Origin of the sequence: Hydrocarboniphaga daqingensis, assembly GCF_900129825.1 — a bacterium.
GTDB lineage: Bacteria > Pseudomonadota > Gammaproteobacteria > Nevskiales > Nevskiaceae > Hydrocarboniphaga > Hydrocarboniphaga daqingensis.
Genome location: NZ_FQWZ01000002.1, coordinates 411,947 through 427,320 on the forward strand (window position 1 = coordinate 411,947; position 15,374 = coordinate 427,320).

Consider the following 15,374-nt stretch of genomic DNA (forward strand, 5'->3'; position numbering starts at 1 on the left):
ATCCACAAGTTTCGGGCATGAGCGGCCTGCTGGTTTCAGTGGCCGTTCCGGTGCCCTTGTACACGGCATTCGATTACCGGGTCCCGGACGGCCTCGTGCTGCACCCGGGAATGCGGGTGCGGCTGCCGTTTGGACGCCGCGAACTGACCGGGGTCGTGTTGCGGAGCGGTGTCGAGCCCGACCCAGCGGCGCCGGACGGCCATTACCGTGAGCTGCTGCAGGCGCTCGACCCGGCCCCGCTGCTGACCGACGACGCGCTGGCGCTGGCGCAGTGGATTGCCGACTACTACCGCCACCCGATCGGCGAGGTCGTCGCCGCGATGCTGCCGGTGGCCTTGCGCAGCGACGAGCCGGCGCGGATACGTCATGAGCCGGCCTATGCACTGACCGACGCCGGGCGCGCCGCGTTGGCGACGCTGCCGGCGCGGTCGCTGCGCTTGCGGGTGCTGCTGCAGCAACTGGCCGACCAGGGCGCGCTGCTGCGCGCTGCGATCGCCGCACCGGCCGCCGTGTTGCGCCGTGCGCTCGATGCGCATTGGGTCGTCGAGACGGTCGCTGCGGTCGCCGCCCCGGTGCCGGTGCCTGCCACGCAGCCGGCGCTGACCGCCGATCAAGCGGCCGCGGTTGCGGCCTTGCAGGCGGCGCCGGGCTTTGGCGTGCACCTGCTGCACGGCGTCACCGGCAGCGGCAAGACCGAGGTGTACCTGCGGGCGATCGCCGAGGCGCTGGCCGCCGGCCGACAGGTGCTGGTGCTGGTGCCCGAGATCGGCCTGACGCCGCAGCTGCTGCAGCGGGTCCGTGAACGCTTCGGGCCGGTCGCCGTGGCCGGATCGCATTCGGGGCTGTCGGATGCCGAGCGGGCGCAAGTGTGGTTGCGGGCCGCGACCGGCGAACTGGCGATCGTCGTCGGCACCCGCTCGGCCGTGCTGCTGCCGCTGCCGCGGTTGGGGCTGGTGATCGTCGACGAAGAGCACGACGTGTCCTTCAAGCAGCAGGACGGCTTGCGCTATTCGGCACGCGACGTGGCCGTGTTGCGCGCCCAGCGCGCGGGCGCGCCCGTGCTGCTGGGCTCGGCGACGCCGTCGCTGGAGACGCTGCAGCACGCGGTCAACGGCCGCTATCAATGGCTGCGCTTGCCGCGTCGTGTGCGCCAAGTGCCGCCGCCGCAGCTGCAGTTGCTCGACGTGCGAGGCCTGCATCTGCAGGACGGTTTGTCAGCGCCGTTGTCGGCGGCGATCGGCCGGCACCTGGCCGATGGCGGGCAGGTGCTGCTGTTCGTCAACCGGCGTGGCTATGCGCCAACGCTGCTGTGCCACGACTGCGGCTGGAGCGCCCAATGTCGTCACTGCGATTCAAGGATGACCTGGCATCGCGGCCGCGGCCGGCTGATCTGCCACCACTGCGGCGCCCGCCAAGCGGCGCCGCGCGCCTGCCCGCAATGCCAGTCGCGGCAGCTGCTGGCGCTGGGGCAGGGCACCGAGCGCGTCGAGGAGGCGCTGCGGGAACGCTTCCCGGGCGCACGCGTCGAACGCTTCGACTCCGACCGGCTGCGCAGCCTGCGCCAGCTCGACGCCTTGCTGCGCGACACCCGCGACGGTCTGGTGAACATCCTGGTCGGCACGCAGATGCTGGCCAAGGGCCATGACTTCGCCGGCCTGACGCTGGTCGGCATCGTTGACGCGGATCAAGCGCTGTACAGCGTCGACTTCCGCGCGCTGGAACGCATGGGTCAGCTGCTGACCCAGGTCGCCGGACGCGCCGGACGTGCCGACCGGCCCGGTGAAGTGCTGGTACAGACCCATCAGCCCGAGCATCCGGCGCTGCGCCGGCTGGTGACGCAGGGCTATGACGGGCTGGCCGAGCTGCTGCTGACCGAGCGGCAGATCGCCGGGCTGCCGCCGTATGCGTATCTGGCGATGCTGCGCGCCGAAGCCCGCGTCGAAGCCGATGCGATCGGCTTCCTTCAAGCGGCGCTGGCGCAGCTGCCAGCCGTCGATGGGGTGCAGGCGCTAGGCCCGGTGCCGGCGCCGATGGAGCGCCGCGCCGGCCGCTATCGCGCGCAGTTGCTGCTGCAGTCGCCCGACCGCAGTTCGCTGCATCGCGTGCTCAAGCCGTGGACGCTGGAACTCGACGCGATCCCCGGCGCGCGCGGAGTGCGCTGGTCGCTGGACGTGGATCCGATCGACTTGTACTGAGGCCGCGCGGCCTCAGGGATCGAACACCCCGCCGAGCACAGCAGCACGCCGCGCGCCGGTGACGCTGGGCAGGTTGCCGGCGCCGCCGTCGAGCCGCTGCAGTGCCAGCCACGCGAAGGCGGTCGCCTCGACCCAGTCCGGGTGCAGCCCGTGGGCTTCGGTCGACGTCACGAGCAACGACGCGGGTGCCAGCGCCGCCAGACGCTGCATCAAAAAGCCGTTGCGAACGCCGCCGCCGCAGACCAGCAGTTCGCGCGCGTCCGGCATCGCGCCGCGCAGCGCGTCGAGCGCGCTGCGCGCGGTCAGTTCGCACAGCGTGCGCTGGACATCGGCCGCCGGCAGCGTGTCCAGCGCCGCAAAGCGAGCCCGGACCCAGTCGAGCCGGAAGTAGCCGCGACCGGTGCTTTTCGGGGGCGCCAACGCGAAGTAGGGGTCGGCCAGCAGCGCTGCCAGCAGCGGCTCGTGAACCGTGCCGCGCGACGCCAGCGCGCCGTCGGCGTCATAGCGCGTGCCCAGATGTTGCTCGGCCCATTCGTCCATCAGGCCGTTGGCGGGGCCGCAGTCGAAGCCGCGCACCGCATTGGGGTCGGTGCCGGGCAGCAGGCTCAGATTGGCGATCCCGCCGAGGTTGAGCACCGCTCGCGGCTGCTCATCCGAAGCGAACAGTGCATGGTGCAGCACCGGCAGCAGCGGCGCGCCCTGGCCGCCGAGCGCGACGTCGGCACGACGGAAGTCGGCCACCGTCTGCAGCCCAGTACGGACCGCGATACGCGACGGATCGCCGATCTGCAGGCTGTTGCCGATGTTGACCGCGTCGTGGAACACCGTCTGCCCGTGGCTGCCGAGCGCCCGCACCTGGCTGGGGCCGACTCCGGCGAGCGCCATCAGCGCCAGCGCCGCGTCGGCAAAGGCGTCGGCGACGGCGCGGTCCAGCGCGGCATATTCGGCCAGCGTGACCGGCGTGGCTTCGTAGCCCAGCGTCAGCAGCCGGGCACGAATGTCAGCGGGATACTGGCCCGTGTGCGTGGCCAGCAAGCGTTGGAACTGGCCGTCGTCAAACTCCACCAGCACGGCGTCGATGCCGTCCTGGCTGGTGCCCGAGATCAGCCCGATGGCGCGTTCGGTCGGCATCGCGGCCGAAGCGCGTCGTCGTGACCGGGGAGGATTCAGCGCGTAACGGTCTTGGCGGTGGCCGGCTCGGCCATCGCCGCCATGCGGCCGGCGTTAACCTGGTCGAGCACTGCCGTCATCGTCTTGCTCGACAGCTTGAACTTGGCCAATTCGCTGCCCGAGATCGGGTTGGCGCGCGGCATCGCCACGGTGACCGGGTTGACGACCTTGTTGCCGATATGGAATTCGAAGTGCAGGTGCGGCGCCGTGGCCAGACCCGAGCTGCCGACGTAGCCGATCACCTGGCCCTGGCTGACGCGCTGGCCGACGCTGAGGCCCGGACGGAAGCGCGACATGTGGGCATACAGCGTTTCGTACTGCGAGCCGTGCTGCAGCACGACGACGCGACCGAAGCCGTTCTTGTTGCCGACGAACGCCACCTTGGCGTCGCCGACGGCCTTGATCGGCGTGCCGGCGCTGGCGGCATAGTCAACGCCCTTGTGGGCGCGGATCGTGTTCAGGATCGGGTGGCGGCGGCGCATGTTGAACGGCGAGCTGATCCGGCACACGTCCAGCGGGGTGCGGATGAACGCCTTGCGCAGCGACTGGCCTTCCGGCGTGTAGTAGGCGACGCGCCCGTCGGCGCCGACATGGCGGATCGCCCGGTAGGTCTTGCCCTGATTGACGAATTCGGCCGCCAGGATGTCGCCGAGGCGGATCCGCTTGTCGCCCTTGTACAGCTCGTCGTAGACCACGGCAAAGCGGTCGCCCTGGCGCAGGTCGAGTGCGAAGTCGACGTCGTAGCCGAAGATTTCGGCCAGTTCCATGACCATGCGGTCGGTCAGGCCGGCGCGGGCGCCGTCGTTGAACAGCGAGCTGGTGATCGTGCCGGCGGCCTGCGCCTGGCGGTGCTCGATTTCGGCGGTCAGCGTCACGGCTTCGAACTGGTCGTCGACGCGACGCACGTTCAACGTGCGCAGCTCGTCCAGCGCGTAAATCAACTCCTGCAACTGGTCGCCTTCGCGGCGGATCTTGATCTCTTCGCCGCTCTTGAGACGCTTGAGTTCCAGCGTGTCGCCGCCGAGCTTGAGCAGCGCCATCCATTCATCGGGAGGCAAGCCCTGGGCGTCGAAGATCGTCGACAGCGTATCGCCGCTGCGGACCTTGATGTTGGTCCATTCGCTGGCCTGCGGCACGGCCAGGGAGTCGGTCAGAGCCGACTGGATCGACTCGTCGTAACGGGCGGCGTTGTCGCCGTCGAGCAGCATCGGGGCCATTGCCGAGTCCGGCATGTGGCGGTTGGCCGAGGTTTCGCGCGACATCAGCGCGGCGATGCCGACGCCGCACAGCGCGACAATCAATACGATGCGGTGAGCCGAACGGCGGGGCGCCGGTTCGGCTGCGCTATAATCAAATTTCATTCATCGACCCGTCTAAAACGCGGTAATGCGGCGACAGCGGTCGCCTCGCATTCGGTGCTCGTGAAAGAGCTGTAATTAGTCGCAACAGGGGTTTGCGGTCTTCGTTGGACCGAATGCTCTGGTCCGTAAGAAACCACAGAATCCTGACCTGCCGCAAGAGCTTGTTCCCTACATCTCTGTAACAAACTGTCGCTGTTCCGACCCCAACGGCTCTACCGGGCCGGATTCTGAACAGACGAACGGCACAACATCGGCGCCCCCATGTCACTCGAAGAACTCGAACGCGCGACCAATGAAATCATCCCCCGGGATGAGTTCCGCGCCCGCCTGGCCAAGGCCACAGAAACCGGCACTCGCTTGAAGATCAAGGCCGGTTTTGACCCAACTGCAAAAGATCTGCACTTGGGCCACACGCTTTTGCTTAACAAATTGCGTGCCTTTCAGGAGCTCGGCCACGAGGCGATCTTTCTGATCGGGGACTTCACCGGCATGATCGGGGACCCCACCGGCAAGAACGAAACCCGCAAGCCGCTGACGCGGCAGCAGGTCGAAGAGAACGCCCAGACCTACAAGGAGCAGGTGTTCAAGATCCTGGACCCGGAGCGGACCACGATCGCGTTCAACTCCAGCTGGCTCGACACGCTGGGCACCGAGGGCATGCTCAAGCTCGCCGCCCAGCACACGGTCGCGCGGATGCTCGAGCGCGACGACTTCCAGACCCGCTACCGCGACGGCCAGCCGATTGCGATCCACGAGTTCCTGTATCCGCTGCTGCAGGGCTACGACTCGGTGGCGCTGAAGGCCGACGTCGAGCTCGGCGGCAACGACCAGAAGTTCAACCTGCTGGTGGGCCGCCACCTGCAGAGCGTCTACGGCCAGCGGCCGCAATGCATCATGACGGTGCCGATCCTGGAAGGGCTCGACGGCGTCAACAAGATGAGCAAGTCGCTGAACAACTACATCGGCCTGACCGACCCGGCCGGCGAGATGTTTGGCAAGGTCATGAGCGTCTCCGACACGCTGATGTGGCGCTGGTACGAGCTGCTGAGCTTCAAGCCGCTGGCCCAGATCGCCGCGCTGCGCGCTGCCGTCGACGGCGGCGCCAACCCGCGCGACGTCAAGATGGCGCTGGGCATCGAGATCGTCGACCGCTTCCACGGCGCCGGGTCCGGTGAAGCCGCCAAGGCCGCGTTCATCGCCCAGTTCAGCCAGGGCGCGCTGCCGGACCAGATTCCCGAAGTGACGATCGCCGTGCCGGCTACAGGGTTGGCGCTGCCGCGCGTGCTCAAGGAGGCCGGTCTGGTCGCCAGCAATGCCGACGGCGGCCGCATGGTTGAGCAGAAAGCCGTGCGTGTGAACAACGAGCGGGTCGAGGACCGGGCTCTGTTGCTGGCGCCTGGCGAGTATCTGCTGCAGGTCGGCTCGCGCCGCTACGCCCGCGCCACGCTGGTGGTCGCCGCCGCCTGACCGGGCCCGCTGGCCGGATCGCGGCGCGGGCCTTGCTAGGTTCGGCCCAGTCCCCCAGCCGGAGCGGTGTCCGATGCACATGCCGATGCTGCGGCTGGCCCGCCTGGACGAGCGCGACCGGCTGCAACAGCTGATCGCCGATTCGATTCGCACGCTCGGCGCTGCCGATTACCGCGCTGAGCAGATCGAGGCCGCGCTTCAGGGCGCGTTCGGCGTCGACACCCAGTTGCTGCGTGACGGCACCTACTTCGTCGCCGAAATCGGCGGCGAGCTCGCCGGCTGCGGCGGCTGGAGCTGGCGCCGCACGCTGTTCGGCGGCGATGCGCGCAGCGGCCGCGATGCGGCGGCGCTGGACCCTGCCGTCGACGCGGCCAAGATCCGCGCGTTCTTCATTGCCCCGGCGTTCGCCCGGCGCGGCGTCGGCCGCGCGATCCTGGCGCATTGCGAGCAGGCCGCACGCGCCGCCGGCTTTCGTCGCTGCGAGATGATGGCCACGCTGCCCGGCGTCAGGCTGTATCGCGCATCGGGTTATCAGAGCGGGGCGATGATCCATCACCCGGTCGGCGAGGGGCTGACGATCGAATTCGTGCCGATGTACAAGACGCTCGACTAGCCGGCCCGAGCGCGCCGTGCCGATCGACGGTTTAGTCGGCGGCGTCGGCCGCTGCCGCTTCGTCGCGGCCGCGCTGGCGGATCTCGGCTTCGCGCCGCGCTTCTTCGATATGCAGCATCACGTCGCCGACGTCGGCCTGGGTGTCGTCGTGCTCGAAGCAGCCGGTCAGCACCGTGTCGGGTCGTAGTTCGGCGCGCTGGTACAAGTGCCAGATTTCGTGCGCGTACTGCGTGGTCAGCAGTTCGGGCGCGACGCGGCCACAGTAAGCGGTCATATTGCCGACGTCGCGCTCCAGCATCCGGAACGCATTGTTGTTGCTCGACGCGTCGACCGCCTGCGGCAGGTCGATGATCACCGGGCCGTCGGTGCCGAGCAGCACGTTGAACTCCGACAAGTCACCGTGAATCAGGCCGGCGCACAGCATCAGCACGATCTGGCGGATCAGAAACTCATGCCATTGCCGCGCTTGCTCCGGCGTCGGCTGCACGTCGTTGAGCCGCGGTGCTGCTTCGCCGTGCTCGTCGGCGATCACTTCCATCACCAGCACGCCGTCGTAGTAGCCGTAGGGCTTGGGCACGCGCACGCCGGCTGCATCGAGTCGATACAGCGCGTCGACTTCAGCGCTCTTCCATTCTTCTTGCGACTGCTTGCGGCCGTGACGGCTGCGCTTGCCCATCGCGCGCTCGTCGCGGCTGCCGCGCGCCTTGCGGCCTTCTTGGTACTGCGCGAGATTCTGGAAGCCGCGCTGCTCGGCCTCCTTGTAGACCTTGGCGCAGCGGATGCGCCCGCCGCAGTCGACCAGGAAGACCGAGGCTTCCTTGCCGCTCTTGAGTTGCCGGACGACGCGGTCGACGATGCCGTCTTCGATCAGCGGCTGCAGCGCTTTGGGGATTTTCATTGCGGCCAGTCTAGCCGCTCGCCGGAGTGGCCGTGGCGCGAAACCTGCTGCGGCAAGCCGCTCGCAACTGCAAGGAACGCCGACACCATGAGGAGCCTGCCCAACCACCAGCTGGAAATGACCGTGCTGATGACGCCCGACATGGCCAATTTCACCGGCAATGTCCACGGCGGCACGATCCTGAAGCTGCTCGACCAGGTCGCCTACGCCTGCGCCAGCCGCTACGCCGGCGCCTACGTGGTGACGCTGTCGGTTGACCGCGTGGTGTTCCGCCAGCCGATTCACGTCGGCGAGCTGGTCACGTTCATGGCCTCGGTCAACTACACCGGCACCACGTCGATGGAAGTCGGCATCAAGGTCATCGCCGAAGACATCCGCAACAAGGTCGTGCGCCACGCCAACAGCTGCTTTTTCACGATGGTGGCCGTCGGCGACGATCGCCGGCCGACGACGGTGCCGCCGTTCCAGCCGTCCACGCCTGAAGAACAGCGGCGCTTCGCCGCGTCGCGCCGCCGCCAGGCGCTGCGCCGCCAGCTCGACGACATCGAGCGCGCCGACCTGCCCGGCGCGTCGGCCGCCACGGCCTGAAGTTCAACGGCGCCCCGGATTCATCCGGCGCAGTGCACACTAGGCGCCGTTTTCGACTGCCCCTGCCCCATGCACGCACTGACGCTGGATTCTGGACTGCTGATCGCCGTCCTCCAGATCATCCTGATCGACATCCTGCTCGGCGGCGACAACGCCGTCGTCATTGCGCTGGCCTGCCGCAAGCTGCCGCCGCAGCAACGCAACCGCGGTATCCTGTGGGGCGTGGCGGGTGCGATCGGCCTGCGCATCCTGTTGATCTTCTTTGCGGTGCAGCTGCTGGCGCTGCCGTATCTGAAACTGGTCGGCGCCGCGCTGCTGATCTACATCGGCATCAAGCTGCTGGTGCCCGACCGCGACGACGAGCCCGAGGTCGCCGCCAGCGCGCATCTGCTGACCGCGATCCGCACGATCATCGTCGCCGACGCGGTAATGAGTCTGGACAACGTGATCGCGATTGCCGGCGCCGCCGACGGCCGTATCGGGCTGGTCGCGCTCGGCATCGCGATCAGCGTCCCGATCATCGTCTGGGGCAGCAAGCTGGTGCTGGCGCTGATGGACCGCTATCCGATCGTGATCGTCATCGGTGGCGCGCTGCTCGGCTGGATCGCCGGCGGCCTGTGGATCGAAGACCCGGCGCTGCACCGCTGGGCTGCCGCATGGCCGGCCTGGTCGCACACGCTCTCATCGGTGGCCGGCGCGTTGCTGGTGATGGCCACCGGCCTGACCTTGGCGCGTCGCCAGCGCGCCGCTGCCGGGCCCGGTTGACACTGTTCGCGCGTTAACCGGTGTCGCCGTGCGCACGGTGCGCTGCCGTCGCGCCTTAGTCGTCGCTGATCATTGAATGCTGCCGGGTATCGCGCATCGTCACGTACACCAGCAGCGAGCAGCCGATGCAGGCGGTCACGTACCAGTAGAAGCCGCTTTCATGGCCAATGCTCTTGAACCACAGCGCGATGTATTCGGCCGTGCCGCCGAACACCGACACGGTCACCGCATACGGCAGACCGACGCCGAGCGCGCGAATCTCGGTTGGAAACAACTCGGCTTTGACCACGGCGTTGATCGCCGTGTAACCGCTGACGATCACCAGCGCCGATAAGATCAGCCAGAACGCAGCCATCGGCGTTTTGACTTCGCCCAGTGCGGTCAGGATCGGCACTGTCAGCAGCGTGCCCAGCACGCCGAACGTGATCAGCACCGGACGCCGGCCGATGCGATCCGACAGCGCACCGACCAGCGGCTGCAGCAGCATGAACAGAAACAGCGTCGATGCGGATATCAGCGTCGCATCGGCCTTGCTCATGCCGGCGCTGTTGACCAAGTATTTCTGCATGTAGGTCGTGTACGTGTAGAACGCCAGCGTGCCGCCCATCGTCAGCCCGACCACGGTCGCCAGCTGTCGCGGGTGCTGCAGCAGTCGCCGCATCGTGCCGGCCGCTGAGCGCTGGGCGGCGCGTTGGTAGGCGCTGGTTTCGGACATGCCGCGTCTCAGCAGCAGTGCCACCAGCGCCGCCGCCGCACCGATCACGAACGGAATCCGCCATCCCCACTGATCGAGTTGCTCGGCCGTTAGCAGCACGCGCTGCAGCAGGATCAGCACGGCCAGCGCGAGCAGCTGGCCCATGATCAGCGTCACGTACTGGAAGCTCGAATAAAAACCGCGATGCTGCGCGGTCGCCATCTCGCTGAGGTAGGTCGCCGACGTGCCGTATTCACCGCCGACCGACAGCCCTTGCAGCAGCCGCGCGAGCAACAGCAGTGCCGGCGCCGCCACGCCGATCGTCGCGTAGCTGGGTGTCAGCGCGATGATCAGCGAGCCGCCGCACATCAGATACACCGACAACAGCAGCGCCGCCTTGCGGCCACGCCGGTCGGCGTACAAGCCCATCAGCCAGCCGCCGATCGGCCGCATCAGAAAGCCGACCGCGAACACCGCCGCCGTGTTCAATAGCTGCGCCGTCAGATCGCCGCTCGGAAAGAATGCCTTGGCGAAATACAGCGAAAACGCCGAGTAGACGTACCAGTCGTACCACTCGACCAAGTTGCCCACCGATCCGCGGAAGATCGACTGCAGGCGCCATGCGGTGCCGCCGATGGGCCGCTGGGGATCGGGTGTGCTCATGCGCATGTCCTTGGCGGTAATGCCCGGAGCCTAACCGATGGACTGCGACGCACGGCTATGGATCGCGGACTTGTCGCAGCGCCCGATGTCAGCGAGATGCCTCGGCCGAAGTTGGAGCCGCGTCGGGCCCGGCCGCCAGCGCACGCGCCAGTTGCGGACGATCCAGCTCGTTCTCCCAGCGCGCGACGATGATCGTCGCCACGCCATTGCCGATCAGGTTGGTCAGCGCGCGTGCCTCGCTCATGAAGCGGTCGATGCCGAGGATCAGCGCGAGCCCGGCGACCGGTACCGACGGCACCACGGCCAGTGTTGCGGCCAGCGTGATGAAGCCGGCGCCCGTGACGCCCGACGCGCCCTTGGACGTCAGCATCGCCACGGCCAGCAACGTCAGTTCCTGGGTCAGACTCAGCTCCACGTTCAAGGCTTGGGCAACGAAGATCGCCGCCATCGTCAGGTAGATGTTGGTGCCGTCGAGATTGAACGAATAGCCGCTGGGTACGACCAGACCGACGACCGAGCGACTGCAGCCGAGCCGCTCCAGCTTGTGCATCAGCGGTACCAACGCTGATTCCGACGACGACGTCCCCAGCACCAGCAGCAACTCGTCGCGGATGTAGCGCAGGAAACGGAAGATCGAAAAGCCGCCAAGCCACGCGATCGCACCGAGCACCAGCACGACGAACAGCACGCAGGCCAGATAGAAGCTGCCCATCAGCCGCGCCAGCGGGCCGAGGCTGTCGAGACCGTACTTGCCGATCGTGAACGCCATCGCGCCGCCGGCGCCGATCGGCGCCAGCCGCATGATCATCGTCATCATCCGGAAGAACACTGTCGAGATCGCATCGAACAACGACAGCACCGGTTGCCCCTGCGCGCCCAGCGCGCTCAACGCAAAGCCGAACAGCAGTGCCACCAGCAGCACTTGCAGCAAGTCGCCGTCGCCGGTGAAGGCGTCGGTGAACGTCTTGGGAATGATGTGCAGCAGAAAGCCGACCGTGCTCTGGTCGTGCGCGGCTTGCGCGTAGCGCGCGACGGCGCCGGCATCGAGCGTCGCAGGGTCAACATTGAAGCCGGCGCCCGGCTTGAGCAGATTCACCACCAACAAGCCGATCAGCAGCGCCACACTCGATACGACTTCGAAGTACAGGATCGCCTTGACGCCGACGCGTCCGACCTTCTTCACGTCGGCGACGCCGGCGATGCCCATCACCACGGTCAGAAAAATGATCGGCGCGATCAGCATCTTGATCAGGCCGATAAAGCCGTCGCCCAGCGGCTTGAGCGCGACGCCAGTATCGGGTGCGTAATGGCCGATGGCGCCGCCGATGACGATCGCCAGCAGTACCCATAGGTACAGGCGCTTGAACGAGCCGCCATGGGGCGCGGCGTCGGCTTGCGGTGACGGACTCATGGTGTGGCTCCAGTGTTCACGGTGCCCCATGCGCTGCGCCGGCCGGTGGGTCCGTACGGCGTATGGGGTGCTGGCGATGGCGCCGATAGTGGACCGGCGCCGGCCACAGGCAAATAGCCCGCGGCGCGGCGCCCGATGATGCCGCGAGTTCGATGGGCGTGATCGGCTGGTGCTGTGAAAGCGATCGGGGCACCGTGCCGCCAGCCCGTATAATCGCCGCGCTTCGCGACCCGCCAACCCGCAAGGTCGCACCGATCGCCCCGCGTTGCGGCCCGCCGAGCCCCTGCAGGCTTCCGACCGCGCCGCGCTTGCCGTCACACGATGAGAGCCCGATGAGCCAACCAGCGTCCGTTCCCAGCAAGGTCCGCGAGAGTCTCCGCCAGGCCGCGCTCGATTATCACGAGTTCCCGACGCCCGGAAAGCTTGCGGTCAGCGCCACCAAACAGCTGACCAACCAGCACGACCTGGCGCTGGCCTATTCGCCCGGCGTTGCGGCCGCTTGTGAGGAGATCGTCAGCGATCCGGTCAATGCATTCCGCTACACCGCGCGCGGCAATCTGGTCGGCGTGATCACCAACGGTACGGCCGTGCTGGGCCTGGGTGCGATCGGCCCGCTCGCTGCCAAGCCGGTGATGGAAGGCAAGGCCGTGCTGTTCAAGAAGTTCGCCGGCATCGACGTGTTCGACATCGAAATCAACGAGCGCGATCCGGACAAGCTGGTCGAGGTCATCGCCGCGCTGGAGCCGACGTTCGGCGGCATCAATCTCGAAGACATCAAGGCGCCGGAATGCTTCGAAGTCGAGCGCAAGCTGCGCGCGCGAATGAAGATCCCGGTGTTCCATGACGATCAGCATGGCACCGCGATCATCGTCGGTGCGGCAACGCTCAATGGTCTGCAAGTGCTCGGCAAGGACATCCGCGAGATCAAGCTGGTCGTCAGCGGCGCTGGTGCCGCGGCGCTGGCCTGCGTCGATCTGCTGGTCGACCTGGGCCTGCCGATCGAGCACATCTGGCTGACCGATCTGGCCGGCGTGGTCTATCAGGGCCGCACGGAGCTGATGGACCCGGACAAGGCGCGCTTTGCACAGCCCACCGAGTTGCGCACGCTGGCCGAAGTGATTCAGGGCGCCGATATGTTCCTCGGCTTGTCGGCCGGCGGCGTGCTGAAGGCGCCGATGGTCGCGTCGATGGCCGATCGGCCGATGATCTTCGCGCTGGCCAACCCGACGCCGGAGATCCTGCCGGAAGAGGTCAAGGCCGTGCGCAGTGACGCGATCATCGCCACCGGCCGCACGGACTATCCGAATCAGGTCAACAACGTGCTGTGCTTCCCGTTCATCTTTCGTGGTGCGCTCGATGCCGGCGCCACGACGATCACGCGCGAGATGGAGATCGCCGCCGTGCGCGCGATCGCCGCGCTGGCACGGATGGAGCAGAGCGACGTCGTCGCTGCCGCTTACGCGATCGAAGGCCTGTCGTTCGGCCCGGAATACATCATCCCCAAGCCGTTTGATCCGCGCTTGATCGTGCAGATCGCGCCGGCCGTGGCGCAAGCGGCGATGGACAGCGGCGTGGCTTCACGCCCGATCACGGACTTCGAAGCCTACCGCCAGAAGCTGCAGCAGTTCGTCTATCAGAGCGGCACGTTCATGAAGCCGGTCTACGACGCGGCGCGCAAGGCCGCGCCGGAGCGCAGCCGCATCGTGTTCGCCGAAGGCGAAGAAGAGCGTGTGCTGCGCGCGGCACAGATTCTGGTCGACGAAAAGCTCGCGCGGCCGGTGCTGGTCGGCCGCCCGGCGGTGATCGAAGAGCGCATCCGCCGCTTCGGCCTGCGCTTGAAGTCCGAGCAGCTGACGATCATCAACACCGCTCACGATCCGCGCTATCGCGAATACTGGGAGGAGTATCACCAGCTGATGGCGCGCCGCGGCGTCACCGCGCAATACGCGCAACTGGAGATGCGTCGTCGCAGCACGCTGATCGCCTCGATGCTGCTGCGCAAGGGCGAGGCCGACGGCATGATCTGCGGCACGATCAGCGGCACCGCCCGGCACTTGCAGTTCATCGATCGCACGATCGGCAAAGCGGCCGGCACCAGCGTGTATGCGGCGATGAATGCACTGATTCTGCCGACGCGCCAGGTGTTCATCGTCGACACGCACGTCAACGTCGACCCAACCGCCGAGCAGCTCGCCGAAATCACGCAGATGGCCGCCGAAGCGGTGACGCGTTTCGGCCTGACGCCGAAAGTGGCGCTGCTGTCGCACAGCAACTTCGGCAGCTACGACTCGCCGTCGGCGATCAAGATGCGCCGCACGCTGGCGTTGTTGCGTGAAGCGGCACCGGATCTGGAAGTGGACGGTGAAATGCACGGCGACTGCGCGCTCGACGAAGCGCTGCGCAAGCGCATCCTGCCCGAGACCACGCTCGAAGGCCCGGCCAACCTGCTGGTGATGCCGAACATCGACGCGGCCAACATCGCCTACAACCTGCTCAAGACCGCGGCCGGCAACAACGTCGCGGTCGGACCGATCCTGCTGGGTTGCGCAGCGCCGGTGCATATCCTGACGCCGAGCACCACGGTGCGTCGCATCGTCAACATGACCGCGCTGACCGTGGCCGAAGCCAACCTCGCACGCGGCTGATACCGCGCAGCGGCGGCGCTACGGCGGGCTGGCTTTCAGCACCGCCGGGCGCTCGGGTTCGCCGATGCGCAGCTGGCTGGTGGCCAGGTAGATCTCGCGCATGAAGCACAGCAGGCCGGCAATCAGCGCCACCATCGCGCCGATGAACAGCGCGGCGATCACGCCGCCCAAGCGCACGTCGGCCACGCTGCTGACGAACAGCAGCACAACGACGCTGGCGACCATCACCGCGCAGCCGATGCACAGGCTGATTGCCCAGCTGATCAGCCGCGTCCGCCGCGCCAGATCCTTGAGCCACTGACGCAGCAGCTGCACGCGCCATTCGTCTTCGCCGGACAGCTCGGCGTCGAGCTTGCGGGCCCGGTCGACCAGCCGCGACAGCCGATTGGTCAGCACGCCCAACATGCCGCTGACGCCGGTCAGCAGGAACACCGGCGCCACCGCAAGCTGGATCACATGGGCGATCGAGCCGACCGTTGCGTCGTTGATCACCCGGGCCGCCTCGGGCTCAGCGGGCGGGTGCCGGCTGGGCGAGACGCTCGAAGATCTGCTGCAACTCCGACCGGGGCGCGCTGCCCCGGGGTGCCGACGTTGTGGGCGCTGGCGCTGGCGACGGGGGTGCGGCGGCCGGACGGAACAACAGATCGCGTACAGGGCTCGTCATCGCCAAGCTCCAAGTGAGTTGGGAGCGAGACTAGTCCCAATTAAATCAGGCTGCAAGCGCACGAATCTCATGTAACGTCGCAAGAATCTGAGACCTCGCGACCGGCAGCGGAGCAGCGGCGGCCCGGCTTTTCACCCCTCTCCCGCCGGGAGAGGGGCAGGGGTGAGGGTGTCTGAGACTGAAGCCAAGCTCGATGCTCGAACGCCCTCATCCGGCGCTACGCGCCACCTTCTCCCGGGG

General features: G+C 67.4%; 12 protein-coding genes. 6 read left to right on the forward strand and 6 right to left on the reverse strand.

Annotated features, from left to right (window positions below; genetic code table 11):
* Positions 1–17 precede the first annotated feature (17 nt).
* Positions 18–2,195 (forward strand): primosomal protein N', encoded by a 2,178-nt coding sequence (locus tag BUB09_RS04880; protein ID WP_072894895.1) that lies wholly within the window; start codon positions 18–20, stop codon positions 2,193–2,195.
* A gap of 12 nt (positions 2,196–2,207) precedes the next feature.
* On the opposite strand, the gene BUB09_RS04885 is transcribed toward BUB09_RS04880, so the two are convergent.
* Positions 2,208–3,326 carry an anhydro-N-acetylmuramic acid kinase gene (locus BUB09_RS04885; RefSeq protein ID WP_072894896.1) on the reverse strand — a complete coding sequence of 373 codons (1,119 nt, stop codon included), beginning with the start codon at positions 3,324–3,326 and terminating at the stop codon, positions 2,208–2,210.
* 35 nt (positions 3,327–3,361) lie between these two features.
* Complete coding sequence (locus BUB09_RS04890; protein WP_245793135.1) at positions 3,362–4,726, reverse strand: OapA family protein; 1,365 nt, start codon at positions 4,724–4,726, stop codon at positions 3,362–3,364.
* A gap of 261 nt (positions 4,727–4,987) precedes the next feature.
* Here BUB09_RS04890 and tyrS point away from each other — a divergent pair, with 261 nt between their 5' ends.
* Complete coding sequence (gene tyrS / locus BUB09_RS04895; RefSeq protein WP_072894899.1) at positions 4,988–6,193, forward strand: tyrosine--tRNA ligase; 1,206 nt, start codon at positions 4,988–4,990, stop codon at positions 6,191–6,193.
* A gap of 73 nt (positions 6,194–6,266) precedes the next feature.
* Positions 6,267–6,806: a GNAT family N-acetyltransferase gene (locus BUB09_RS04900; protein ID WP_072894902.1), complete on the forward strand. Its 540-nt coding sequence runs from the start codon at positions 6,267–6,269 to the stop codon at positions 6,804–6,806.
* A gap of 31 nt (positions 6,807–6,837) precedes the next feature.
* Here the strand turns inward: BUB09_RS04900 and BUB09_RS04905 are convergent, their stop codons facing one another.
* Entirely contained in the window at positions 6,838–7,704 is an 867-nt protein-coding gene (locus BUB09_RS04905; protein WP_072894905.1) for a PA4780 family RIO1-like protein kinase, read from the reverse strand.
* Positions 7,705–7,791: 87 nt separating this feature from the next.
* Here BUB09_RS04905 and BUB09_RS04910 point away from each other — a divergent pair, with 87 nt between their 5' ends.
* Together BUB09_RS04910 and BUB09_RS04915 are read left to right on the forward strand one after the other, a co-directional pair.
* Positions 7,792–8,292 (forward strand): acyl-CoA thioesterase, encoded by a 501-nt coding sequence (locus BUB09_RS04910; RefSeq protein ID WP_072894907.1) that lies wholly within the window; start codon positions 7,792–7,794, stop codon positions 8,290–8,292.
* A 69-nt stretch (positions 8,293–8,361) separates the two neighbouring features.
* Positions 8,362–9,057 (forward strand): TerC family protein, encoded by a 696-nt coding sequence (locus BUB09_RS04915; RefSeq protein ID WP_072894910.1) that lies wholly within the window; start codon positions 8,362–8,364, stop codon positions 9,055–9,057.
* A gap of 55 nt (positions 9,058–9,112) precedes the next feature.
* On the opposite strand, the gene BUB09_RS04920 is transcribed toward BUB09_RS04915, so the two are convergent.
* Both BUB09_RS04920 and BUB09_RS04925 read right to left on the reverse strand, forming a co-directional pair.
* Positions 9,113–10,420: an MFS transporter gene (locus BUB09_RS04920; protein WP_072894913.1), complete on the reverse strand. Its 1,308-nt coding sequence runs from the start codon at positions 10,418–10,420 to the stop codon at positions 9,113–9,115.
* 82 nt (positions 10,421–10,502) lie between these two features.
* Positions 10,503–11,825 (reverse strand): dicarboxylate/amino acid:cation symporter, encoded by a 1,323-nt coding sequence (locus BUB09_RS04925; protein ID WP_072894916.1) that lies wholly within the window; start codon positions 11,823–11,825, stop codon positions 10,503–10,505.
* A 332-nt stretch (positions 11,826–12,157) separates the two neighbouring features.
* Between BUB09_RS04925 and BUB09_RS04930 the strand changes: the two genes are divergently transcribed.
* Positions 12,158–14,470 carry an NADP-dependent malic enzyme gene (locus BUB09_RS04930; protein WP_072894919.1) on the forward strand — a complete coding sequence of 771 codons (2,313 nt, stop codon included), beginning with the start codon at positions 12,158–12,160 and terminating at the stop codon, positions 14,468–14,470.
* 18 nt (positions 14,471–14,488) lie between these two features.
* On the opposite strand, the gene BUB09_RS04935 is transcribed toward BUB09_RS04930, so the two are convergent.
* Positions 14,489–14,962 (reverse strand): DUF2721 domain-containing protein, encoded by a 474-nt coding sequence (locus BUB09_RS04935; RefSeq protein WP_072894921.1) that lies wholly within the window; start codon positions 14,960–14,962, stop codon positions 14,489–14,491.
* Positions 14,963–15,374 lie beyond the last annotated feature (412 nt).